We start from the raw sequence: 23102 nt of genomic DNA, 5'->3' as shown, positions 1-23102 counted from the left end.
CGAATGCGCGTTTATCTGACGATTATCGACGAGACGGAAGAAGCGCGAGTGGCGCTGCGTTTTGCCGCGCGCCGTGCGGCGAAGACAGGGGGCATGGTTCACCTGCTCGCGCTCGTCCAGCCGCAGGCGTTCAATGCGTTTGGCGGCGTGCAGGCGACCATCGAGGAAGAGGCGCGCGACCGGGCCGAAGTGCTCGCCAGCAGCGCGGCGGGTGAGCTCGCTTATGAAAGCGGGAAAATGCCGCAGATTGCCGTGCGCGTGGGCGACGCGCAAAAGGTAATCGCCGAATATCTCGGCGATCACCCTGAAGTTGCGGCTTTGGTGCTGAGTGCCGCGGCGGAAGGCACACCCGGCCCTCTGGTAACGCATTTCACGCACAAGGCCGGGAGCCTGCCCTGCCCGCTGTTCATCATCCCAGGCGGCTTGTCCGAGGAAGAAATCGACAGGCTCTCTTGATTTTGCGAACCCGCATCCGCGGGTTCGTCCTCGCTAGACGCGCAGGCAAGCTGCGCCCGCTGCGGGCGGCCAGTCGGCCTTGCGGTTCGCCAAGCGAACCGAGTAGCGCGTTGGTCAGGTTAATGTGCCGCGCGTGGGATAATCGTTCTCCATCACGTAATCGAGCCCGCTCAGCAGGTCATCGATTTGCGGGCGGGCGAATGGCATGTTCTGGACCGCTGCGTGGTGCAGTGTCATGTCGGGTTTCAGGATGAAAATACCCGGCTCGCTGAATGTGTCCGGCTCTTCACTGCCTTCACGCTTTTCGCTGATGTAGAGGCCCCATTCGCGGGCCTGATCTTCGGTAAGATCATAGACGAGCGGAAGATCGTGCGTTTCCCATTCGCTATCGACCACCATGGCGCGATCCTTGTCGTCCATCGAGATGGCGAAGACATTGATCCCGCGGGAAACGAAATCGTCCATGCGGCCGCCGATTTCCTCAAGCTGCTTCTTGCAGACAGGGCAATGCTTGCCGCGATAGAACACCAGCATGGTGTAATTATCGGGCTTTTGCTTCGACAGGTGAAACTGTGCGCCTATCGTCAGCGGCAGTTCGAGGTCAGGCGTTTTCTGGCCGGGTTTGATCATGAAATTCTCCTTTCATAATCAATGGCCGGCCAGCATTCGCGTTCCCTATTTCCGCTTGCGTCCCTGATGCCGGACATTGCCGGGGCGACCGCGCTTGCCGACCTGATGCTTGCCCTTCTTGTCGCGGCGCGGTTTTGTGTCCGGACGCTTGCCGCGCGGCTCCACTTTCTGGCCACCGCCGTCGCCATCGGGAATCTCGAACTTGAGAGCGCCCGTCAGCGGATTGGCCTCGCCCAAGCGCAGCTCCAGCGTGTCACCCATTGTATAGGTGGTGCCGCTATCGGTGCCGATCAGCGCCTGCGCGCCTTCATCATGGCGGAAGTATTCGCGGCCCAGCGTGCTGATGGGCACCAGCCCGTCCCCACCAAGGCCCACGATCGTAGCGAAAAAGCCAAAGCTCGTCACGCCAGTGATGCGGGTGTTGAAGACCTCGCCCACCCGCGCAGAAAGCCATGCGGCGACATAGCGGTCGATGGTATCGCGCTCCGCTTCCATCGCGCGGCGCTCTGTAATGCTGATCGCATCGGTGATCTTGCCGAGATCGCTGCGATCCCGATCCGACAAGCCGCTGCTATCGGGTATCTTGCCCTTGGGCGCAGGCTGCTCCAGCCCGAAGCCGTCGACCAGCGCGCGGTGGACCAGAAGGTCTGCATAGCGGCGAATGGGCGAGGTGAAATGCGCGTAGGATCCAAGCGCGAGGCCGAAGTGGCCCGCATTGGCCGGCCCGTAATAAGCCTGCGTCTGGCTGCGCAGCACCGCCTCCATCACCAGAGCCTTTTCGCCCGCATCGGTGACGTCTTTCATCATGCGGTTGAACAGGCCGGGGGTGATGACCTGGCCGAGCGCCAGCTTCTTGCCGATGCTGTCGAAATATTCGCGCAGCGCGATCAGCTTTTCGCGCGTCGGCGGTTCGTGGACGCGGTAGACGACCGGCTGCGTCTTGCTTTCCAGCGCCTTGGCTGCAGCGACATTGGCGGCGATCATGAAGTCTTCGACCACGCGGTGGGCATCGAGCCGCTCGCGCACGGCGATTTCCTCGATCTTGCCCTGATCGTTCAGCACGACGCGGCGTTCGGGCAGGTCGAGATCGAGCGGATCACGGTCCGACCGCGCGCTCGAAAGCGCTTTCCAGCATGCCCATAGCGCATTGATCGGACCGCTCGCCTCGCCGCTGTCGATCTGCGCCTGCGCGTCTTCATAAGGAATGTTGTGATGTATGCGCACGATGGCGCGGGTGAAGCGCCAATCGGTCACCTGCCCCTTGGCGTTGATTTTGAGATGGCAGGCCATGGCCGCGCGATCTTCATTCTGCCTGAGAGAGCAGACATCGGCGGACAAAACCTCAGGCAGCATCGGCACGACGCGATCGGGGAAATAAACCGAATTGCCGCGCTTTCTCGCCTCGCGGTCGAGCTTGCTGCCCGGGCGCACGTAGTAGGAGACATCGGCGATAGCGACGAGCGCGTTGAACCCGCCCTTCCCGTCACTCTCGGCCCAGATCGCATCGTCATGGTCGCGCGCGTCCTTGGGATCGATCGCGACGATGGGAAGATCGCGCAAATCCTCGCGATGGTCCTCGCTCAGCGGGATTTTCGCAGCCTGTGCAGCCTCGTCGAGCACTTCCTGCGGGAAAGTATGCGGGATACCGTATTTGTGAATTGCGATCAGGCTGTAGCTCTTTGGCGCGAGCGGATCGCCGAGCACTTCGATCACCTTGACCGAGGAGTTGCGCCCGCGTCCGGCAGGTTCGGCGAGGACCAACTGGCCTTCCTCCGCCTGCCCGCGATCGCTGACCTTGGCGGAGGTTCGAATCTTCTTGTCGACCGGGGCAAGCCAGGCCTGCCCGCTCTTGTCGATCTCGATCACGCCCAGCATCGCGCCTTCCTGTGAAGGCAGCTTTTTCATGGGGTGGGCGATATGGCCTTTTCCGGCCTCTTCAGTGCGCGCGAGGATGCGGTCACCCACGCGGAGGGCAGCCTGTTTCTTCTTCTCGATGACGCGAAGGCGCGGCGGCGGAGTTGCATCGTCCGGCTGCCAGCTCTCGGGGATGGCGACGGGCTCGCCCTCGTCGATTTCGACGATGCGAAGCACGGTGACCTTGGGTAGGCCACCCATGCGGTGATAGGCGCTTTTCCTGCCGTCGATCAGGCCTTCCTCGGCCATGTCCTTCAGCAGCGCCTTGAGCGCGATTTTCTCCTGCCCTTTCAGGCGGAAATGCTTTGCGATTTCCCGCTTTCCCGCGGGGCCGTCTGCGTTCTTGATGAATTCAAGGACCTGGTCCTTGCTCGGAAGTCCCTGGAACTTCCTGTTGTTCTTATTTTTGTTCATGCCCCGCTATATGGGGGCTTAGTCTTCGCTGTCACCCTCCAGCGGATAGAAAGCCCCGCCGGGGACCGCGCTGGAGACCGGACTGCAGACGGGCCCGAAGCTGCAGGATGCGACACCGAATATCCAGTCATCGCCGCGCAGGGGTGCGGTATAGCTTAATTCGCGCTCTGCCATCGGAGTTGGATTGTCGCCGACCGGAGTCTCGAACGAGAGGATTGCGGCTTCGCCCCAGCGCCAGTCGCTTTCATGCGTACGCCTTTTGACGATCTGATAATGGGTGGCCCCTTCAACGCCTTGCCACTCGATGATAGTGTCGGTACGCACTGCAGCATCGGCGGTGACCTGCGGCGGCATCGGCGCTCTCGCAAGCCGGTCCAACGCGCGGACATTGAGCACGCTGCTGCGGGCGAGGTAATCGAAGTCCAGCTCGTCCACCGTGTCACCGTAAGTGATGCCATCCTCGACGCGCAGGTCCTGATGCTGGTGTTCGTAATCTTCGACAGCCACGGTCACGCGGACTGCCGGGTAGCCGCGATCGAGGAAGGGGATCTGGTCCCCGCCCCGCCCCATGCGATCCGTGCGCCAGATCTGGCGGACCTGCATGCCGTCGGGGAAATCTTCGGCCACCGAGTTCAGCCAGCGGGAGAGATTGCGGCCGGGTGAATCGTTTTCACCACCGAAGCGGCGCTGGGCCGCCCGGAGTTGCGGCGTGGAATCGGCGCGTAGGCCTTCCGAAAAAACGCGTACGTGTTCTGCGTCACAGAAACCGTCCGATCCGCAGCTATTACCGATCATGTCATTGTTGAGCACGGCCTTCACGGTCATACCCTGTTCGGCGACCCAGTCAGCGAGGATGCCCGCCCCATAAAGGCCCTGCTCCTCGCCCGTCAGCAAAGCATAGATGATTGTGGAGGGATATTCGCGCTGCGACAGGATGCGCGCTGCCTCCAGCACCATGACGCTACCCGAGCCATCGTCATTGGCGCCGGGTGCATCGTCAGTCGCGTTCATCGCATCGGTGACGCGGCTGTCGTAATGGGCCTGCACGATGATGACTTCATCGGGGCGTTCTGTCCCGCGCTGGATGGCGACGGCGTTGCGGATGAGGGTTGGCTCCGGAATCCGGCGTCCGTCGGCCTCGACCACGCGCCCGACCGGCATTACGTCCAGACAGCCGCCGCAGCCCGCGCCAATCCGCCCGAATTCCGCAAGCGCCCAATTGACCGCAGCTCCAATGCCGCGCTCCGGATCGGTCTGCGAAGACAGCGTATGACGCGTGCCAAAGCCGACGATTGTATCCATGTCCGCCCGCAGCCGCTCTTCCGAAACTTCTATTCCCGGATCGTCTGCCATCTGCGCCTCATCACGATCATCACCATGATCATGATCGTGTGCGTTGAGCGGAGTTGCAGCAAAGAGGGCGAGCGGAGCGGCAGCGAAGGCCGCAGTCAGAATTGATCTACGCATGCGGCCAAGTCTGCGCGCAATCGCAGCGACATGCAAGCCGCCCTTCGATGGTATTTGCGCGCTTAAACCGCAGGCGGCCCACCATATTTGTTCGCGCCGGGCTCGGACTTCATCACGCCGAATACGATGATCACGATTAGCCCGATATAAGGGACCCAAGTGAGCGGTGCGGCCATCATCTCTGCCTGCAGAGCCTGCATTTCGTCCATGCGCGAGGGATCGGCGGAAATGACCATCAGCTCTTTTGCGCGGTCCACCATGGTGATCTCGCCATAGACGCCCGCCAATTGCGTGACGACCGGGATGGCCGCCCAATAGCCAGAATTGCCGCTGTCATGAAGACGGCGGACAAAGGAAGCGACAAGCAAAAGAACGACGGCGATTTCGGCGGCGACGCCAACCCAGATGGCGGTATCCATGGCGCCGGCCATGCTCGTCATCATTTCGGCCTGCATGGTCGCCTGATCGGCGCCGGATTGCGCCGCGTCCATGGCTGTGCCGACGCCGGCGGTAATCAGCGGAATACTCGCCAGCAGGCCGACCACGAACTGGGCGATGACGATGAAGAGCACATACCACCAGAAGGTGGAGCGCGCATCGCGCCCGCTGAAATTGGTCAAATTCGCGAGATTGTATTTAATGGCCTGAATCATGATGATCTCCCCGTCCTGGGCGAAGATTATCAATAGGCTCTGGCGACGTAAATCCGCTCTTTCGCAGGTTCCCCCGTAAAGATGCACGTGCCGCTGACCGGTTCTGCGCCGATCGCCACATTGCGGAAGGTGAGCTTGTGCGCCTTCAATTGCTCGACGACCTTTTCGAGTTCAGCGCCGGTCGGCTTGGACCATTCCACTTCGACCCAGCCGGGATAGCGGGAGCCACGGAAATGCTCCGCCAGCGCATCCATTTCGGTGATGCCGCGGGTGATATTCGCATCCCGCCGATCTTTCGCCGACCCGAACAGCGAGCTTTGGATATCCTCCAGCATCGCGGGGATCTGTTCCGCTGCTTCCTCGCGGCTGGGTGTCTGAAAAGCAGGCTTGCCGTTTTCGCTGTTCCACAAGCTATCGCGGCGCAGCAGGCTGACGACGCCATTATCCATATCGCGGCCGCCGACTTCGATGATGATCGGAGCGCCCTTGCGCACATAATCCCAACGCTTTGCGGCTGCCTTGCCCGGACGCGTATCGAGCAGGACGCGAAGCGGCTCGCCCAGAGTCGATTTCTTGGCCAGTGCAGCGCGCAATTGCTCGCAATAGTCGATCAGCTCTGCATCCTCTGGCTTGTCGCGGAGCATGGGAAGGATCACGACCTGATGCGGGGCAAGCTTGGGCGGAACGCGCAGGCCGTCGTCATCGCCATGGGTCATGATCAGCCCGCCGACCATGCGGGTGGACATGCCCCAGCTCACCGTGTGGCACAGCTGCTGGCCACCCTCTGCGTCCTGATATCGGATATCAGAGGCATCGGCGAAGCTGGTGCCGAGGTAGTGGCTGGTGCCCGCCTGCAGCGCCTTGCCATCCTGCATCATCGCTTCGATCGACCAGGTTTCCTTGGCGCCCGGGAAACGTTCGTTCTCCGGCTTTTCGCCTGCGATCACTGGCATGGCCACGTCTTCTTCGGCGAAGGCGCGATACATTTCGAGCGCGCGCATGGTTTCTTCGCGCGCTCCATCGGCGTTGGCGTGGGCGGTGTGGCCTTCCTGCCAAAGGAATTCGCTTGTGCGCAGGAACATGCGCGTGCGCATCTCCCACCGCACAACATTGGCCCACTGATTGAGCTTCAGCGGCAGATCGCGCCAGCTTTGTACCCAGCGGCTCATCGCATCGCCAATGATCGTTTCCGAAGTAGGCCTTACGACGAGCGGCTCTTCCAGTTTGGCTTCGGGATCGGGGACGAGACCGCCCTCCCCATCAGCAATCAGCCGGTGATGCGTGACGACCGCCATTTCCTTGGCAAAGCCTTCGACATGATCTGCCTCACGCTCAAAATTCTTGAGCGGAATGAAAATCGGGAAATAGGCGTTCTGGATACCAGCCGCCTTGATCCGGTCATCGAGCAGGCGCTGCATGCGCTCCCAGATGCCGTAGCCCCACGGCTTGATCACCATGCATCCGCGCACGCCGGATTCCTCGGCCATGTCGGCGGCAGAGATAACCTCTTGATACCACTGCGCAAAATCTTCTTCGCGTTTGATGTTAAGGGCGTGGCGGATATTGGACATGAAGCAGAGTGCCTCGTTCAGTAATTGCGAAACGTAAGTCGATTTGGACCCATTGCGGGCCTGTGTCGAGTGTCGTGTACGGGAGGGTAAGCGAAAGAGGTTTTATTCGCCGAGACTGTCCAGCTTGCGCTGCATCTCAGCCATTTGCGAGCGGAGCGCGTCGATCTCTTCGCGGCCCTTTGGCTCGCCGCTTGGTTTGGATGGTGCCGGCGCCTCGCTGCCCGCTGCCTGCGCGCCGGGCATAAAAGCCTTCGTCGCCGCTTCGAACATCGCCATGTTGGTTTCAGCCATCTTGGCAAAGGCATTTCCGCCCATGCTGCTTTTGAAGGCTTCTTGTAGCGATGCCTGATTGGTCTGGAAATTGGCCATGGCAGCTTCGAGATAGGACGGCATCATTGCCTGCATGGAATTACCATACATTCCAATCAATTGGCGAAGGAAGCTGACAGGCAGCATATGCTCCCCATTGGCCTCTTCCTCCATGATGATCTGGGTCAGGATCGAATGGGTAATATCGTTGCCCGACTTCGCATCCACGACCTGAAAATCCACGCCATCGCGCACCATTTCGGCAAGGTTATCCAGCGTGATGTAACTCGACGAACTGGTATTGTAGAGCCGCCTGTTGGCGTACTTTTTGATGATAACGCTTGCGTTATCGGACTTGTCCTTTTCAGCCATGAAAGGCCCACTCCTGCGAATTGTGCGACCCGTCCTCTTAGCACCCGCAACATACATTTTGCAATTGCGGCATAAACTTAGCCGGTGGTGCGGTCGAAACGGCCACCCAAAACGGTGAGCAATTCATACTGCGAGAGGTCGCTGCGAGCAGAAAGCGCAGGCAAATCAAATGGTATGGTGAGGAAGTCGCCTTCCGATGCATCGCTATTCGTCACATCCACGATGATCATATCCATCGACACTTTGCCCAGGATCGGCAGCGTGTCTCCGCCATGTTGCAGCGCTCCATCAGGGCCAAGAGCGCGCAGGAAGCCATCGGCATAGCCGATAGAGACGGTCGCGACGCGGACAGGTCTGTCGGCCGTCCACATGGCATTGTAGCCCACGCTGTCTCCCGGCGAGAGATCGCGGATCTGGATGATCGCAGCTTCGGGGAAAGCGACCTGCGCTATCTTGCCGTGCATCTCGCCAACGGGTGCGCCGCCATACAGTGCGATGCCGGGTCGGGTGAGGTCGAAATGATAGTCGGAGCCAAGCGAAATACCGGCGCTGTTGGCAAGACTGAGCCCGCGTGCGCTCACACCCTTCGCGCATTCACGAAAACGCTCGAGCTGCGCAGTATTGTGCGGGCTGTCCTCATCGGCGCAGGCGAGGTGTGACATGGCGATGTCGACGTCCAGCGCCTCTATAGCCGGATCGGAAGTCTGCGCCGGGGCAATGCCTAAACGATTAATGCCCGTGTCGATCATCAGATGACACGCGCCTCCGCCCACTTCGCTCCATAAAGCTGCCTGGCGCACCGAATTGATGACGGGCAAAACGCCCGTTTCTCGCGCAAATCGCGCTTCGTCGGGTGTCCTGACGCCATGCAGGACGCTGAGTGATGGGCCGTCGGCATGCTCGAGCGCGGCAGGCACTTCGCTCCAGTGCGCGAGGAAGAAATTGCGCGCCCCGGCCTCCTGCAAGACCGGCATCACCGCATCGACACCGAGACCGTAAGCATCCGCTTTTACGGCTGCTCCCGTCGCGGTCGACGCGGCAGAAAGGCTATCGAGATAGCGCCAATTGTCGGCAAGCGCCTCGCGGTCGAGCCGCAGGCGCAAGCTGGCGGGAGGGAGCTTTGCCGAGGTCACTCGCCGTCTTCGCTATCGCGCCAATTGCGCAGAGCAGGCGCATAGGTTTCCGGCAGATGACGATACAACTCGTTATAGCGCGCCGATGTGCGTTCCGGCATTTGCCAGTCGGGTAATGGCGCGTTTTCACCGCCATAGGCAGGCTGAAGCATCGTCCACGCCTCGTCCAGCGCCGGCAAGGAGCCATCGCCAAATTGCGCGTACCAGCCATCCGCATCTCCGATGCAGCGATACATGCGCCGCAGAATCCGTGTCGAGCGCGGCACGTTGGCTACATATTCGTCGCGCGGCTGTTCGGGTGCATTCTGCACGATGTCGATGAAGGGCTGCGCGGCCTCTTCCTTGTCCATGTTCCAGCGGTTGCACGCGATAATCCATGCAAATTCGCGGTCGGCCCCTCCCAGCGTATAGGTCTCAGGATCGTATCCTTGCCCGCGAAATGCGTCATAGGCCGGAACGATCACGCGGTATGAGGCGCGGTAATCGCCCGCCTCCGCGAGGAAAGCGGCGTAGTTTATCTCCGGGTTGAGGCGATAATCGCTGTCTTCAGGGAACTCTTCCAGGAACTCACCCATGATGCGCGCCGCCTCATCGACAGAGCCGAGCATCTGTGCGGTTGTTGCCTGATAGGATGCGACAAGCGCGCGTTCGAATTCGAGCCGCCGCAATCTGGATTCGCTGCCGCTATTGATACGCTCCGCCAACCGGTCGAAAATGACGCGGGCTTCTTCCGTGTAGCCGATGGCGCGCAGACTGCGGGCGCGGGCGATATCACGCGCGATGTCACTATCCATCGAAAGGCCAAGGCCGGGATCAGTCGCGTTTCGCGCAGCGACTTCCAGCTCAGCGCGCAAGAGGCCCAGATCTTCACCCCATTCGCCTTCCATCTGCTCCCATAACGGGGAGAACGGGCGGAAGGACAGCATCATAAGTGCGCTCGAGATGTTTTCGACCGGGCGCACCCGGGCGATCTGGTATCCATCAAGGCATTCGGCGATCAGATCGGGCTTGTTGTCGCTCGCCACGAAGACCGCGCGGTCCCCGCCATAGGCGACCATGCTGACCGCCTGGCGTCCATCCATGCAATACGCCTCGTAATCCTCGTACATGTAGGCTGGCGCTACCATCTGCCTTGGTGTTGGCGGAGCTATGGGGCGCGGAGGCGCAATCCTGGGCGGCGGCGCAGGGCTGGTGCGGATGGGCGGCGTAGCTGGCGCATCGTCAGGCTCATCTTGAGCGGCGACCGTTTGCGCCATGCAAGCAGAAAGCAGAATTGCCGCTGAAAGAAGCAAACGCATATGGTTTAACTGTCCTCAAATTCGGTAGGTGGCCCGCCTTTGAGACCCCACCAAGCCACAATCACGCCGAACGCGACCACAGCCCAGGTATACCAGAGCCCGGCGTAGACATCGCCTGAGCGGGCGACGATAATTCCGGCGATCAGCGGCAGGAAACCGCCAAGATACCCGGCGCCGATGTGATATGGGATCGACATCGAGCTGTAGCGGATTTTCGCAGGAAACATCTCGGTCAGCAGCGCGGCAACCGAGCCATAGGTCAGCGCCGAGAGTACACCCAGAACGAGCAGCAGCCCGATGATGCCGAGAATGTTTGCAACTGGCGGTGTCTGGTATTCAAAATCGAAGCCGCGCTGGCCGAGTTCGGCGATGATTCCATCGCGCCGCGCATTGCCGCTTTCCAGCCATTCGGGCGCAATCGCTACAGGATCGCCAGACACGCTGAGACCAAGTTCGCCACCTTCCTCCACATTATAGCTCACGCCGCTTGCGGTAAGGGTTTCGAGGATCTTGCCGCAGTCGCTTTGCTCGCGATCGAACAGGTCGGCAAACGGGTCGGTGGTGCATGCGGTGCCGGTGACGACGACGGGATTGTCCTCGGACGCTTGCGCCAGCCCCGGATTGGCGAGCGAGCCCATGGTCCAGAAAATCGGGAACAGCAGTGCAAGTGCCGCCAGCGCGCCGATGATGATCGGCTTCTTACGTCCCACCCTGTCCGACCATTTTCCAACCACGATGTAGAACGCCATCGAGATGCTGCCGGCAATCAGCAGGATCCACTCCACCAGTCCGGGATCAAGCCGCATCGGACCGCGCAGAAACGAGAGGCTGGAGAAGAAGGCGGTGTACCAGATCGTGGTGAGCACCCCTGTTACGCCGAACAGGGCGATGAAAATGCGCCGTTTGTTGCCCGGATAGGTGAAGCTTTCAACGAAGGGGTTGCCGGCCGTCTCGCCAGCTTCCTTCATGGCGCGGAAGACCGGGCTTTCCGACAACATCAATCGCATCCACAGCGAGATGACGAGCAGCAGGATCGACAGCAGGAAGGGAATGCGCCATCCCCACTCGACAAAATCCGCTTCCGAAATGAGCGCGCGGCAGGCGAGCACGACGATAATCGACAGGACAAAGCCACCGACGACGCTTGCCTGAATGAAGCTCGTGTAGAAGCCACGCTTTTCCGGCGGTGCATGTTCCGCGACGTAAATCGCTGCGCCGCCATATTCGCCGCCCAGAGCAAGCCCCTGCAATACGCGCAGGCAGATGACGATGATCGGGGCAGCCACGCCAATGGTCGCTACCGTTGGGATCAAACCGACCCCCGCTGTCGCAACTCCCATAAGCGTCACCGTGACAAGGAAGGTGTATTTGCGCCCCAGCTTGTCGCCCAGGTAGCCGAACAGGATTGCGCCGATGGGTCGGAAGGCAAAGCCGACCGCAAAGGTCGACCATACCAGCAGCAGGCCCAGCGTATCATTGTCGACGTCGTAAAACGCGTCCTTCAAGATGTAGGCGAGCGTGCCGTAGATGAAGAAATCATACCATTCGAAGACAGTGCCAGCGGAACTGGCGGCAATGACGAGGCGAATTTCCTTCGCGCTCGGTTCGTGTTGTTCGATTGCGGCTGCGTCGGCCATGCGGACCCCCAAAACTGTTTGCCCGGTGGATTAGCTTGATGCGGGGGCACTGGAAAGAGCCGCAATGGCCGCCTTCCACGGCAAGAGCATGGCGTCGTGCCGGGCGGGGTAATCCCGCGCGGCTGCAATCAGCGAAAGGCTCGGCCATTCCGGCATCGCAACACCATCTTTCAGCCAACGCGTCAGGTCCGTGTGGGTGCGCTCGATATCGGCCAGGCCTCGACCTTGCGCATGCTGAGCAAAGAGTGAGGCAGCCGCTTGTCCCACCGCGCAGGCGCGCACCTTCAGGCCCACAGCCGAAATCGCGCCATCCGCGTCCGTTTCAGCGTCGAGCACAATTTCAGAGCCACAGGTGGCCGAACGCGCTTCGCCATGAAGGCTGGCGCCGGCGATCGGCGGATAATCGGCAAGCTGTACGGCGGCGGCCAGCATCGCAGGCGTATAGAGCTTTTCCGCGCTCACTCGGCCTCTTCTCCCTCACCCAGCAACCGTGCGCGCCGTTCGGCTACGATCTGGACCATTGCGCGAGAGCTCGAATCGACGAGCTGGTAAGTGCGCGCTTCCGAAATCCACAGCGGCCTGCCCTGCGCGCCCCAATAGCTGTCGAAGCCCAGCACGAAGAGAGAAAAACCGATGACGACGATCACGACACCTTTCACCGCTCCGAACCCGAAGCCCAGCACGCGGTCGATCGGGCCGAGCACCGAATTGCGCGAGCTGCGGCCTGCGACACGCGCAATCAGCTTCATCGCCGCATAGGGAATCAGCAGCAGCAGCGCGAAGGCGAAAATGCTCGCGGTGACAGGCGAACCCATAAAGTTGAGGATTGCGGCCGTCAGGTCGGTGTGCAGATAGCGGATGGCAAATACCGCGAGAAACCACGCCGCAAGCGAAAGCACTTCCTGCACGAAACCGCGCATGAAGCCGCCGATCGCGCCCACCCCCACAATGAGCAACACAATAATATCAAAACCCGTCATAGTGCCGCCGATTTAGGCTGATGCCATAACCCGGTCAACGAGTGAGCTGACGCCGCCAACATTCGTGTAGTTCAGTGTTTTGACGTCATGGCCTCCATCCAGCGGGCCACTGGCATGGGTAAAGCCAAGCTTCGCCGCCTCCCGAAGGCGTAAGGACGAGTGCGCGACCGGCCGCACTTCACCGGAAAGCGCAACTTCGCCGAGCCAGATTGTCGTGGCAGGCAGTGGCTTATCAGCCAGCGCAGAAACCAGAGCTGCGGCAACCGCGAGATCGGCTGCCGGATCGTTCAGGCGGTAGCCGCCCGCGACATTCAGATAGACCTCTGCCGTGGAAAAACTCAGCCCGCAGCGCGATTCGAGCACGGCAAGCAGCATGGCGAGCCTGCCATTGTCCCAGCCGACCACCGCGCGGCGCGGTGTCGCACCCGACTGCAACCTTACGATCAGTGCTTGTATCTCGACCAGCACCGGGCGCGTGCCTTCAATCGCGGGGAAAACGGCGCTGCCCGCAATCGGCTCTTCTCGGCCCGACAGGAATAGCGAGGACGGGTTGGACACTTCGGCCAGCCCCTGCCCTTCCATCGAGAACACGCCGATTTCATCGACTGCGCCGAAGCGGTTCTTGAGACTGCGCAAGATACGATATTGATGGCTTCGCTCACCCTCGAAGCTCATGACCGTGTCGACCATATGCTCCAGCACACGTGGCCCTGCGATGTTTCCGTCCTTGGTGACGTGGCCGACCAGCACGAGGCAGGTGCCCGTCTCCTTGGCGTAGCGGATCAACTCGAACGCGCTCGCGCGGACCTGGCTAACCGTTCCGGGGGCACCTTCGATCATGTCCGAATGCATCGTCTGGATGGAATCGACCACCAGCAGATCGGGCGTGCCGTTCTTGCCCAGCGAAGTCAGAATATCGCGAACCGAGGTGGCTGCCGCCAATTTGAGCGGAGCATCGGCAAGGCCAAGCCTCTTCGCGCGCATCCGCACCTGCCCCGTCGCCTCTTCACCGCTGACATAAACGACATCGCCGCCGGTCTTTGCGATCGCCGCCGCAGCCTGAAGCAAAAGTGTCGATTTCCCGATTCCCGGCTCACCGCCCATCAGGATGGCGCATCCGGGCACCAGTCCTCCGCCGAGCGCGCGGTCGAATTCGGCAAGGCCGGTCGTCCGGCGATCGAGCGGTTTGGTCGACGCATCCAGGCTTTCGAACTGGATCGAGCGCCCGCCGCTCGACAAATCATGCTTGGCAGCGAACTTCGTTTCCGGCGCATCTTCGACCAGAGTATTCCACTCGCTACAGTCGCCGCATTGGCCTTGCCAGCGCGGGGAAATGCTGCCGCATTCGGTACAGATGAAGCGTTTTTTGGGCTTTGCCATGGGATTCGTTTAAGCAGAACAGAAGTGGAACGCAAGAGGTGCGGCGCAGTGGCGGATAGCTTCGTCCAGCCCCTTTGAAATGCGTCTGGCTTCTGCCACAAAGCCTCCGATGCGGCAGAAGGAACTCAGGATCGCGCTGGTGTGCTATGGCGGGGTCAGTCTGGCCGTCTATATGCACGGCGTTACCAAGGAAATCTGGAAGCTTGCCCGCGCCAGCCGCGCGCATCATGCGGCGGGGAATGGTTCTTCTGGCGGGGTGGAGGGCGTCTACCAACGCCTGCTTGAACGGATCGAGGCCGATGAAGGGCTGCGCCTGCGCATGCTTGCCGACATCATCACCGGTGCGAGTGCTGGCGGGATCAATGCCGTGTTCCTGGCGCAGGCGATCCATTCCGGGCGCAGTCTGGAGCCGCTGACCGAGCTGTGGCTGGAGAATGCCGACGTCGAGAAGCTGGTGGCCGAGGAGGCGCGGCCGTGGTCCGATTTGGGTGCAAAGCCCTTCATGCGCCCGCTCGTCTGGTACCTCACCAATAGGCCCGGCAATGCGGTGAACGAAAGCGTCGCGAAAGAGACGCGCTCTGAAGTGCGGCGCAAACTCTCTTCGCTGGTGCGCGGCCGCTGGTTCGAACCGCCATTTTCAGGGCCTGGTTTTACGAAGCTTTTGCATGACGCGCTGAAGGCGATGAACGCTCTGCCAGCGGAAGAGCCGCTCCTGCCGCCCTATCACCCGCTGGATCTGCTGGTCACCGCAACGGACTATCGCGGTCGACGCGAATTGCTGCGCTTGAACAGCCCGCCGATGGTCGAGGAAAGCGAGCATCGCATGCCGATCAGCTTTCGCGCGCACACACCTTTTGCTGGCGGCGAGGATTTGGCGCAGCTTTACGAATTGACATTCGCGGCGCGCGCAACGGCGAGCTTTCCGGGCGCGTTTCCTCCGCTTGAAGTCGGTGAGATTGATCGTCTCGCTGGCGATGACTGGACCAATCGCGACGCCTTTCTGTCACGGATCATGCCTAGCCATGTAGAACAGGGCACGACGCACCATGCGGCGCTGATCGACGGGTCTGTGCTGGTAAACGCTCCCTTTTCAGGCGCAATGGCGGGTCTGGACAAGCGCCCTGCGCAACGGGAAGTCGACCGACGCTTCGTCTATATCGACCCGACCCCGCGCCGGAAGCTTGCAAAGCGGGATGAGACTGTGCGGCCCATCGGGTTTTTCGCGGCCATCGTTGGCTCGCTCAGCACTATCCCGCGTGAGCAGCCGATCAGGGACAATCTCGAAGAACTGGAGGCGCAATCGCGTGAGGCGCTTCGCTTGCAGAAAATGGTCGCAGCGCTACGCCCTGAAGTGGAGGCGGTGGTCGAGAAGCTGTTTGGCCGCACGCTTTTCTTCGACAAGCCCACACTGAAACGCCTCGCGAATTGGCGCGCGAAAGCGCAGCAGGCGGCAGCAGAGCGGGCGGATTACGCTTTCCACTCCTACGCGCAGGCGAAGCTCTCCGGCATTATCGATCGTATCGCGGATCTGGTGCACGATATCGCGCCGCAACCGGATCATCCGGACGCCGATGACATCGCAATCCGCCTGCGTCAGGCGATCGAGGCGCGCGGCCTCGCGAATCTGAACGGTCCCGGAAAAGGCGCAAGTCCGGAAGCGATCGCCTTCTTGCGCGATCACGATCTGGCATTCCGCGTGCGGCGCCTACGTTTGTTGGCAAGGCGACTATCCCGCGAATGGGACGCCGATCCCGATATCCCCGACGCTGATCTCGAGAGCGCGCGCGAGGAAGTCTACCGCGCGCTCGCCCTGTATTATGAACGGGAAGACCCGGACAGCCTTGGCGCGGACTTTGTCGAGATTGCCGACACGGCAATGAGCGATCCCGACCGGGTCCTGGATGAGTTGGCGCGCAGGCGATCATTGCGCGAAGTCGACATTCAGGCGGAGCAGATCCTGGCCGATGCCTTGGAGGCCATGCCCAAGGATTTGCGGCGCAAGGCTCTCCTTACCTATCTTGGTTTTCCGTTCTACGACGTCGCCACACTTCCTCTGCTACGCAATGAAGGGCTCAACGAATTCGATCCGGTGAAAGTCGATCGCATCAGTCCGGACGATGCTACAAGCCTCCGTGAAGGGGGGGCTGAGGCGACTTTGCGCGGGACAGAATTCTTCAATTTCGGCGCGTTTTTCAGCCGGTTTTATCGAGAGAACGATTATCTGTGGGGCCGCTTCCACGGCGCGGAGCGGATGATCGATCTCGTTTGCTCAACCGTGCCCGGGGGGTTCGACGCAACCGAATGCCTCGCCTTCAAGCGCGATGCCTTTCTGGCAATCTGCGATGAGGAGGAGGAGCGCGGGTTGGTCCGATCAGGACTGGTGCGAGCGATGCGCGAGGAAATTCTGGCCAAGTTGGGGTGATGTTCCCCCGATACGGCGAAGATTTACCCTCCGAACGCCTCTTTGATCTTTTCAAAGAAACCACGGCTTTGCGGGCATTCATCGCCGGTCTCGGTCTCGCGGAATTCGCATAGGATTTCCTTCTGACGAGCCGAAAGCTTGGTCGGTGTTTCGACCTGCACTTCCACGACGAGATCGCCCCGCCCCCTGCCCTGAAGCACCGGCATGCCTGCCCCGCGTTTGCGCAATTGCTTGCCCGACTGGATGCCTGACGGAATATCGATGGAGTGGGTCTCGCCATCGAGACCGGGAATATCGATCGTATCGCCGAGTGCAGCGCTGGTGAAGCTGATCGGAACGCGGGTGAAAAGTGCAGTGCCTTCGCGTTCGAAAACCGGATGCGGTTTTACATGCACGAAAATGTAGAGGTCGCCTGATGGCGCACCGCGCGGACCTGCTTCGCCCTTGCCGGAAAGGCGGATGCGGGTGCCATTGTCGACGCCGGGCGGAATATCGACATCGAGCGTCTGAAGTTTGTCGACCGTGCCTTCGCCCCGGCAGGGCTTGCACGGGCTTTCGAGCACTTCGCCAGCGCCGCTGCAATTGGGGCACGGGCGCTCGATAACGAAAAAGCCCTGTTTGGCGCGGACCTTTCCGGCGCCATGGCACAGCTCGCAGCGGCGGCGCGATGTGCCCGGCTCTGCGCCCGAGCCGGAGCAGGTGTCGCAGGTGCTGGAGACTTCGACTTCGATCTGGGTGTTCTTGCCGTCGAATGCCTCTTCAAGGCTGACCTGCATGTCGTAACGCAGATCCGCACCGCGGCGCGGGCGCGCACGGCCACCGGGGCCACCTGCACCGCCGCCAAAGGCACTGCCGAAAATCGTTTCGAAAATATCGCCCAGATCGTTGAAATCCTGGCCGCCCATTCCGCCGCCGCCCGGTCCGCCATTCTGGAAGGCGGCGTGGCCATAGCGATCATAGGCCGCGCGCTTCTGATCATCCTTCAGGATGTCATAGGCTGCGCTGATGGCCTTGAAATGCGCTTCGGCCTCGGCATCGCCCGGATTGCGATCCGGGTGATACTTCATGGCGAGCTTGCGATAGGCGGATTTGATCGTTGCGCCATCGGCACCTCGATCAACGCCCAACAGTTCGTAAAAATCGATTTCAGCGGCTGACATAGTCCCGTCCCCAAAGCGTTCCGCCACCGCTGCAGGATGCAACGGTGGCGGTCAGCTTTTCCATCGTCCGATTAGGACTTGTTCTCGTCATCCACTTCGGTGAACTCGGCTTCGACAACTTCCTCGTCCTCTGCGGGCTTGGACGTGTCGTCACCGGATGTAGCGGCATCTGCGGCGGCATCGGCACCTTCAGCCTGAGACTTCTCATAGATTGCCTGACCCATTTTCATGGCGGCATCCGTGAGCTTCTGGCTCTTTTCCTTCATCGCCTCGACATCGTCGCCTTCCAGCGCAGTCTTGGCTTCGGCAACAGCCGTTTCGACATCGCTCTTGATCGCGGCGTCAACCTTGTCGCCGTTTTCTTCGAGCTGCTTTTCGGTCGCATGGACGAGACTGTCGAGATTGTTGCGGACCTCGGCGCTTTCGCGGCGCTTCTTGTCTTCATCGGCAAACTTCTCGGCATCCTGCACCATCTGGTCGATGTCAGCATCGCTGAGACCGCCCGAGGCCTGAATGCGGATCTGCTGTTCCTTGCCCGTGCCCTTGTCCTTGGCGGACACGTTCACGATGCCATTGGCGTCGATATCGAAGGTGACCTCGATCTGCGGGACACCGCGCGGAGCAGCCGGAATGCCGACTAGGTCGAACTGGCCAAGCAGCTTGTTGTCCGCCGCCATTTCACGCTCACCCTGGAAAACGCGGATGGTCACGGCGTTCTGATTGTCTTCAGCCGTCGAATAGACCTGCGTTTTCTTTGTCGGGATCGTCGTGTTGCGATCGATCATGCGGGTGAACACACCGCCCAGCGTTTCGATACCCAGCGAAAGTGGGGTCACGTCGAGCAGCAGCACGTCCTTCACGTCGCCCTGGAGGACGCCGGCCTGGATGGCAGCACCCATGGCGACGACTTCATCAGGGTTCACGCCGGTGTGCGGCTTGGAACCGAAGAATTCTTCCACGACTTCGCGGACCTTGGGCATGCGGGTCATACCGCCGACCAGGATCACTTCGTCGATCTGGTCCTTGGAAACGCCAGCATCTTCGATAGCCTTCTTGCACGGATCGAGCGTGCGCTTCACCAGATCGCCTACCAGCTGCTCGAGCTTCGAGCGGGTGATGGTTTCGACAAGGTGCAGCGGCGTGGAGGTGCCGTCTTCCATGCGTGCCGTGATGAACGGCAGGTTCACTTCGGTCTGCTGGCTGCTGGAAAGCTCGATCTTGGCCTTTTCAGCAGCTTCCTTCAGACGCTGCAGCGCGAGCTTATCCTTGCGCAAATCCATGTTTTCCTTGGATTTGAACTGGTCTGCGAGATATTCGACAATCGCGTTGTCGAAGTCTTCACCGCCAAGGAAGGTATCGCCATTGGTCGACTTCACTTCGAACACGCCATCGCCGATTTCGAGGATGGAGACGTCGAAAGTACCGCCACCAAGGTCATAAACGGCGATCGTCTTGCCGTCTTCCTTGTCCATGCCATAGGCAAGTGCGGCAGCGGTCGGCTCGTTGATGATACGCTCGACTTCCAGACCTGCGATCTGGCCTGCGTCCTTAGTTGCCTGACGCTGCGCATCGTTGAAGTATGCCGGAACCGTGATCACGGCCTTGGAAACCGTTTCGCCAAGATAGCTCTCAGCGGTTTCCTTCATCTTCTGCAGGATGAAAGCCGAAATCTGGCTCGGCGAATATTCTTCGCCACCCGCCTTGACCCATGCGTCGCCATTCTTGCCCTTGACGATGTCATAGGGGACGATGTCCATATCCTTCTTGGTGGTAGGATCGTCGAAACGGCGGCCGATCAGGCGCTTGATTGCGAACAGCGTATTGTCCGGATTGGTGACGGCCTGACGCTTTGCAGGCTGGCCGATCAGGCGCTCACCATCCTTGGTGAATGCAACGATCGAAGGCGTGGTGCGCGCACCTTCCGAATTTTCGATAACTTTGGGCTTGCCGCCTTCCATTACGGAAACGCAGCTGTTGGTCGTACCGAGGTCGATACCGATAATCTTACTCATAATTCCCCATCTCTTTCATATTGGACGCTGCACGCTCGGCCTCCCGCCAGTCCGGCAAAGCCACTCGGCAGCTCTAAAAAGCTGTGTAACGAGGGCGGATATAGGTGCGCTTTTGCTTGGCACAAGGGACCTGAGGCCCTAGAAATTCGGCAAAGTTCAGGAGAGGATCATGATGAACCACAAACGTATATTGCCCGCCCTTACCGCCTCGCTCGCCGTGCTGAGCCTGGCTGCCTGCGGCGGCGAAACCGAAGAACCTGCGACCGAAGTGGCCGAGAGCGATTGCCCTCCCGGCGTCTCGGTGGCCGATGGCTGGCTGGCCATGCCTGCAGTGGCTGGAAATCCGGCTGCGGCCTATTTCACGATCAGCAATACTAACGAGGACGCAGTGACCATCCGGTCTGCCGAAATGATCGGTTCGGAAAGCGCCATGCTGCACGAAACCGCGGAATGGAGCATGGAAGAAGACATGCAGGAGCTTTTCACCCAGCGTGTCGAGCCGGGCGAAGATCTGGAATTTGCACCGGGCGGCAAGCACGTGATGATCATGGGCATGTCTGATGGACTAGAAGCCGGCAGTGAAAGCGAAATCACTCTCACCTTTGTGGGCGGTGACAAGTGCAGCTTCCCCGTTACGCTTTACGCGGCCGGCACCGATCCGCGTGAGGAAGAGGAAGAGGCTTGAGCATTGCGGGGGCGCAGGCCTGCCCTGTAGGCGGCGAGCGCCCCCTCACTCCGGGCGAGATTGATCTTGCCCGCAGCATGTTCGGCACGGCGATCGACTATTCCAAAGTCCTGATCCGCCGTCGCAAATGGGCTTTCTTCCAGCCCAAGCGGGTGACCATGGCTCCACGCGGCCACATTCATTTCCACCCGCTGGGCGATGTCTATTGCGATGATTTCGCAACTGCCCCGCTCTACCGGCAGGCGCTGTTTATTCATGAGATGACGCATGTCTGGCAGACACAGACGCGCGGCGACTGGTATCTCGTCACCCGCCGCATGCCTTGGGCGCGATACGATTACGCGCTGAAGCCCGGCTGGAAGCTGGAGCAATACGGCATCGAGCAGCAGGCGCGCATCGTCGAGCATGCTTTCCTTCTCAGGCGCGGTGCCAAGCTGCCCGGAGTGGCGAGCAAAGGCGCATATGATGCGCTGGTAAACTTCCCCGGCGCGACTGCTGCATGACCGATTTCGAATTCATCTTCGTACTCTACGCGCTTATCCTCGGGCTCTCGCTGGTCGAACTGCTGGGCGGGCTTGGACGCGCGCTCGAATATGAATTCGCCCGTGATGCCGAAGGTGACGATGCGGGCTTTCGCATCGGCTGGCTCACGCCCTTGATGGCCATCTTCGTGATGGTCGATCTGATGAGCTTCTGGATGTTCGCATGGACAGTCAGGCCGCTTGTCACAGTGTCCCCGCAAATGCTGTTGGGCGTAATGGCATTTGCGAGCGCATATTATCTTGCCGCGCGGCTCGTCTTTCCCGCCGATCCGGAGCGGTTTCGCGATCTCGACACGCACTACTTCCGCGTCTCGCGCACTATTTTTGGCATCCTGATAGCCCTTGTTTTCGTCCAATGGGCCTATCTCATCACGATTTCTGAAATCCGAGAGGTGCTTTTTTCCACCAGAAGTGCGTCTTTGACGATTTTCTTCGTTGCAATGATGGGCGCTGCAATGATTTTCAGAAACAGGCACATACAGGCGGTGCTGCTCGTCGCCCTGATTGGGCGATATCTGGTTCTCTACCTGATCATCTAGCCGCTCTCTTGAGAGCACCGGTTTCAATTGATACCAACTTGGTGTCCGGGCGGCCCAACCCGCGCCCGGCCCATGAGTCACAACAATGGAGCTTGAACACTACGGCATGTCGCGCGAGCGCGGCTATCTTTCGCATTACGAAATCGATCAGGTCACTCTTCCCTCGCAGCTCGCGAGCGTAGTCGAGGCCGCCGGAAACCTCTCCGGCCTGCTATCGACCGGCCGCGTACGACACTGGCTGGACCAGCTGGATGATCCGGGCCTGGAAGATTGGTCCAAGGAAGCCCCCGAAGAAGAAGTCCGCACCGCGATGGTGCACTACTCCTTCCTCGTGCAGGCCTATGTATGGGGCGAAGCCACCCCTCCCCCGCATCTTCCGGCCAATCTCGCCCGACCGATGGTCGCCATTGCGGATCGCCTGGGTCAAGCTCCGTTGCTCCCCTATTCCGCTTATGTACTCGACAATTGGGCGCGGCTCGACAAGTCGGGCCCGATTACGCTCGATAACATCTACATGTATCAGAACTTTGCCGGCGGCGATGACGAGAACTGGTTTGTCATGATCCATGTCGCCATCGAAGCCGAGGCGGGTGTCCTCCTCGACAACGCAGCGAGGCTGGTGACTGTCGCTAAACAAGGCGATGAAGCCGAAGCCGAGCGATTGCTTGTTGAAATGGATGAAGCGTGGGAGCGCATCTACACCCATTTCGCGCGGATGACCGAGCGCTGTGACCCGTATGTCTATTTCCATCGTGTGCGCCCTTATATCCATGGCTGGGCGAACAATCCCGCTTTGGAGAGTGGCGGTCTTATCTATGAGGGTGTCGAGAAGCTTGGCGAGAAACCGCAGGCCCTGCGTGGCCAGACCGGCTCGCAAAGCTCCATCGTTCCGGCAATGGATGCGCTGTTCCAGGTTGGCCATAGCGATGATCCGCTGAAGCACTTTCTCGACGAGCTTCACGCCTATCGTCCGGTCCAGCATCGCAAGTTTATCGAGGATCTGGCTGCGCAATCGACCTTGCGGGATTTTGTCGGCAAATCGGGCAAGCAAAGCCTGAAGGACGCCTTCAACGCGTGCCTCAACCAATCCGCCCGCTTCCGCACACGCCATCTCGAATATGCGGCGAGCTACATCAACAAGCAGGCTGGCAGCATTGTAGGGAACGATCCGGATGTGGGCACGGGCGGCACACCGTTCATGCGGTATCTGAAGAAGCACCGCGATGAAAATGCGGCGCAACTTGTAAGATAGGATCAAGGTGCTGGGCGGGCGTTTCTGGTCCGCCCATTCCCTTCAAGCTGGGACGGTAGTCACAGGCAATTGCTCTCAAACTCTCAGAGGCAATTCGCGCAAAATCTGGTTCATACGCGGCTAACCGATTTTTGGTTAACCCCCGGATTGCGTCAGCCGACATGATGGTTATGCTGGCGCGTAAGGGCGCATATATCGTTAGACTTATCTGATTGGGGGATATGATGATTTCTGCTTCAAAATCCGCACTTGCCTTTTCAACGGCGACAGCGCTGG

20 protein-coding genes are annotated in these 23102 nt (G+C 60.3%); 6 read left to right on the top strand and 14 right to left on the bottom strand.

The window, feature by feature from the left end:
• The first annotated feature begins 3 nt into the window (after window positions 1–3).
• Window positions 4–456, top strand: coding sequence for a universal stress protein (locus tag O2N64_RS12155; RefSeq protein WP_271077853.1), 453 nt, complete (start codon window positions 4–6; stop codon window positions 454–456).
• A 114-nt stretch (window positions 457–570) separates the two neighbouring features.
• On the opposite strand, the gene O2N64_RS12150 is transcribed toward O2N64_RS12155, so the two are convergent.
• The 12 genes from O2N64_RS12150 to radA form a co-directional block, all read right to left on the bottom strand.
• Entirely contained in the window at window positions 571–1086 is a 516-nt protein-coding gene (locus O2N64_RS12150; RefSeq protein ID WP_271077852.1) for a peroxiredoxin-like family protein, read from the bottom strand.
• A gap of 45 nt (window positions 1087–1131) precedes the next feature.
• On the bottom strand, window positions 1132–3414 hold the full coding sequence (rnr, locus tag O2N64_RS12145) for a ribonuclease R (RefSeq protein WP_271077851.1): 2283 nt from the start codon (window positions 3412–3414) through the stop codon (window positions 1132–1134).
• Between the two features lie 18 nt (window positions 3415–3432).
• The gene (locus O2N64_RS12140) at window positions 3433–4881 is read right to left on the bottom strand and encodes a M28 family peptidase (protein ID WP_271077850.1); all 1449 of its coding nucleotides are present in this window, start codon (window positions 4879–4881) and stop codon (window positions 3433–3435) included.
• A 62-nt stretch (window positions 4882–4943) separates the two neighbouring features.
• Window positions 4944–5534 (bottom strand): DUF805 domain-containing protein, encoded by a 591-nt coding sequence (locus O2N64_RS12135; protein ID WP_271077849.1) that lies wholly within the window; start codon window positions 5532–5534, stop codon window positions 4944–4946.
• Between the two features lie 29 nt (window positions 5535–5563).
• Complete coding sequence (gene proS / locus O2N64_RS12130) at window positions 5564–7105, bottom strand: proline--tRNA ligase (protein ID WP_271077848.1); 1542 nt, start codon at window positions 7103–7105, stop codon at window positions 5564–5566.
• 102 nt (window positions 7106–7207) lie between these two features.
• On the bottom strand, window positions 7208–7786 hold the full coding sequence (phaR, locus tag O2N64_RS12125) for a polyhydroxyalkanoate synthesis repressor PhaR (protein ID WP_271077847.1): 579 nt from the start codon (window positions 7784–7786) through the stop codon (window positions 7208–7210).
• A 77-nt stretch (window positions 7787–7863) separates the two neighbouring features.
• Complete coding sequence (gene alr, locus O2N64_RS12120; RefSeq protein ID WP_271077846.1) at window positions 7864–8919, bottom strand: alanine racemase; 1056 nt, start codon at window positions 8917–8919, stop codon at window positions 7864–7866.
• The gene (locus O2N64_RS12115) at window positions 8916–10175 is read right to left on the bottom strand and encodes a hypothetical protein (RefSeq protein WP_271077845.1); all 1260 of its coding nucleotides are present in this window, start codon (window positions 10173–10175) and stop codon (window positions 8916–8918) included. The genes alr and O2N64_RS12115 overlap by 4 nt, the downstream gene beginning before the upstream one ends.
• 47 nt (window positions 10176–10222) lie before the next feature.
• Window positions 10223–11854: an MFS transporter gene (locus tag O2N64_RS12110; RefSeq protein ID WP_271077844.1), complete on the bottom strand. Its 1632-nt coding sequence runs from the start codon at window positions 11852–11854 to the stop codon at window positions 10223–10225.
• 30 nt (window positions 11855–11884) lie between these two features.
• Entirely contained in the window at window positions 11885–12316 is a 432-nt protein-coding gene (locus O2N64_RS12105) for an iron-sulfur cluster assembly scaffold protein (protein ID WP_271077843.1), read from the bottom strand.
• Window positions 12313–12834 (bottom strand): CvpA family protein, encoded by a 522-nt coding sequence (locus O2N64_RS12100; protein ID WP_271077842.1) that lies wholly within the window; start codon window positions 12832–12834, stop codon window positions 12313–12315. The genes O2N64_RS12105 and O2N64_RS12100 overlap by 4 nt, the downstream gene beginning before the upstream one ends.
• Window positions 12835–12846: 12 nt before the next feature.
• Window positions 12847–14214 (bottom strand): DNA repair protein RadA, encoded by a 1368-nt coding sequence (gene radA / locus O2N64_RS12095; RefSeq protein WP_271077841.1) that lies wholly within the window; start codon window positions 14212–14214, stop codon window positions 12847–12849.
• 109 nt (window positions 14215–14323) lie between these two features.
• On the opposite strand from radA, the gene O2N64_RS12090 reads away from it, so the two are divergent.
• Entirely contained in the window at window positions 14324–16636 is a 2313-nt protein-coding gene (locus tag O2N64_RS12090; RefSeq protein WP_271077840.1) for a patatin-like protein, read from the top strand.
• Between the two features lie 23 nt (window positions 16637–16659).
• Here O2N64_RS12090 and dnaJ read toward each other — a convergent pair whose 3' ends face one another.
• Complete coding sequence (dnaJ, locus tag O2N64_RS12085; RefSeq protein ID WP_271077839.1) at window positions 16660–17796, bottom strand: molecular chaperone DnaJ; 1137 nt, start codon at window positions 17794–17796, stop codon at window positions 16660–16662.
• A 71-nt stretch (window positions 17797–17867) separates the two neighbouring features.
• Window positions 17868–19808, bottom strand: a complete 1941-nt coding sequence (gene dnaK / locus O2N64_RS12080; protein WP_271077838.1) for a molecular chaperone DnaK — start codon at window positions 19806–19808, stop codon at window positions 17868–17870.
• Window positions 19809–19977: 169 nt separating this feature from the next.
• Between dnaK and O2N64_RS12075 the strand changes: the two genes are divergently transcribed.
• The 4 genes from O2N64_RS12075 to O2N64_RS12060 all read left to right on the top strand — a co-directional run bounded on the left by O2N64_RS12075 (window position 19978) and on the right by O2N64_RS12060 (window position 22826).
• The gene (locus tag O2N64_RS12075) at window positions 19978–20493 is read left to right on the top strand and encodes a copper chaperone PCu(A)C (protein WP_271077837.1); all 516 of its coding nucleotides are present in this window, start codon (window positions 19978–19980) and stop codon (window positions 20491–20493) included.
• Between the two features lie 77 nt (window positions 20494–20570).
• A complete protein-coding gene (locus tag O2N64_RS12070; protein WP_271079659.1) occupies window positions 20571–20996 on the top strand; it encodes a vgr related protein in 426 nt (141 codons plus the stop codon).
• Entirely contained in the window at window positions 20993–21574 is a 582-nt protein-coding gene (locus O2N64_RS12065; protein ID WP_271077836.1) for a hypothetical protein, read from the top strand. Before O2N64_RS12070 ends, O2N64_RS12065 begins: the two co-directional genes overlap by 4 nt.
• An 85-nt stretch (window positions 21575–21659) precedes the next feature.
• The gene (locus O2N64_RS12060) at window positions 21660–22826 is read left to right on the top strand and encodes an indoleamine 2,3-dioxygenase (RefSeq protein WP_271077835.1); all 1167 of its coding nucleotides are present in this window, start codon (window positions 21660–21662) and stop codon (window positions 22824–22826) included.
• The last annotated feature ends 276 nt before the right edge of the window (window positions 22827–23102 follow it).

The organism is Aurantiacibacter sp. MUD61 (genome assembly GCF_027912455.1).
GTDB lineage: Bacteria > Pseudomonadota > Alphaproteobacteria > Sphingomonadales > Sphingomonadaceae > Alteraurantiacibacter.
Note: the sequence above shows the minus strand (reverse complement) of the source record. Positions and strands in the feature narration are given on the sequence as shown.

Coding starts and splice junctions, on each gene's coding strand:
- O2N64_RS12155 (WP_271077853.1), top strand. CDS start 4: ATGCGCGTTTATCTGACGATTATCGACGAGACGGAAGAAGCGCGAGTG.
- O2N64_RS12150 (WP_271077852.1), bottom strand. CDS start 1,086: ATGATCAAACCCGGCCAGAAAACGCCTGACCTCGAACTGCCGCTGACG.
- rnr (WP_271077851.1), bottom strand. CDS start 3,414: ATGAACAAAAATAAGAACAACAGGAAGTTCCAGGGACTTCCGAGCAAG.
- O2N64_RS12140 (WP_271077850.1), bottom strand. CDS start 4,881: ATGCGTAGATCAATTCTGACTGCGGCCTTCGCTGCCGCTCCGCTCGCC.
- O2N64_RS12135 (WP_271077849.1), bottom strand. CDS start 5,534: ATGATTCAGGCCATTAAATACAATCTCGCGAATTTGACCAATTTCAGC.
- proS (WP_271077848.1), bottom strand. CDS start 7,105: ATGTCCAATATCCGCCACGCCCTTAACATCAAACGCGAAGAAGATTTT.
- phaR (WP_271077847.1), bottom strand. CDS start 7,786: ATGGCTGAAAAGGACAAGTCCGATAACGCAAGCGTTATCATCAAAAAG.
- O2N64_RS12115 (WP_271077845.1), bottom strand. CDS start 10,175: ATGGCGCAAACGGTCGCCGCTCAAGATGAGCCTGACGATGCGCCAGCT.
- O2N64_RS12110 (WP_271077844.1), bottom strand. CDS start 11,854: ATGGCCGACGCAGCCGCAATCGAACAACACGAACCGAGCGCGAAGGAA.
- O2N64_RS12100 (WP_271077842.1), bottom strand. CDS start 12,834: ATGACGGGTTTTGATATTATTGTGTTGCTCATTGTGGGGGTGGGCGCG.
- radA (WP_271077841.1), bottom strand. CDS start 14,214: ATGGCAAAGCCCAAAAAACGCTTCATCTGTACCGAATGCGGCAGCATT.
- O2N64_RS12090 (WP_271077840.1), top strand. CDS start 14,324: ATGCGGCAGAAGGAACTCAGGATCGCGCTGGTGTGCTATGGCGGGGTC.
- dnaJ (WP_271077839.1), bottom strand. CDS start 17,796: ATGTCAGCCGCTGAAATCGATTTTTACGAACTGTTGGGCGTTGATCGA.
- dnaK (WP_271077838.1), bottom strand. CDS start 19,808: ATGAGTAAGATTATCGGTATCGACCTCGGTACGACCAACAGCTGCGTT.
- O2N64_RS12075 (WP_271077837.1), top strand. CDS start 19,978: ATGATGAACCACAAACGTATATTGCCCGCCCTTACCGCCTCGCTCGCC.
- O2N64_RS12070 (WP_271079659.1), top strand. CDS start 20,571: ATGTTCGGCACGGCGATCGACTATTCCAAAGTCCTGATCCGCCGTCGC.
- O2N64_RS12065 (WP_271077836.1), top strand. CDS start 20,993: ATGACCGATTTCGAATTCATCTTCGTACTCTACGCGCTTATCCTCGGG.
- O2N64_RS12060 (WP_271077835.1), top strand. CDS start 21,660: ATGGAGCTTGAACACTACGGCATGTCGCGCGAGCGCGGCTATCTTTCG.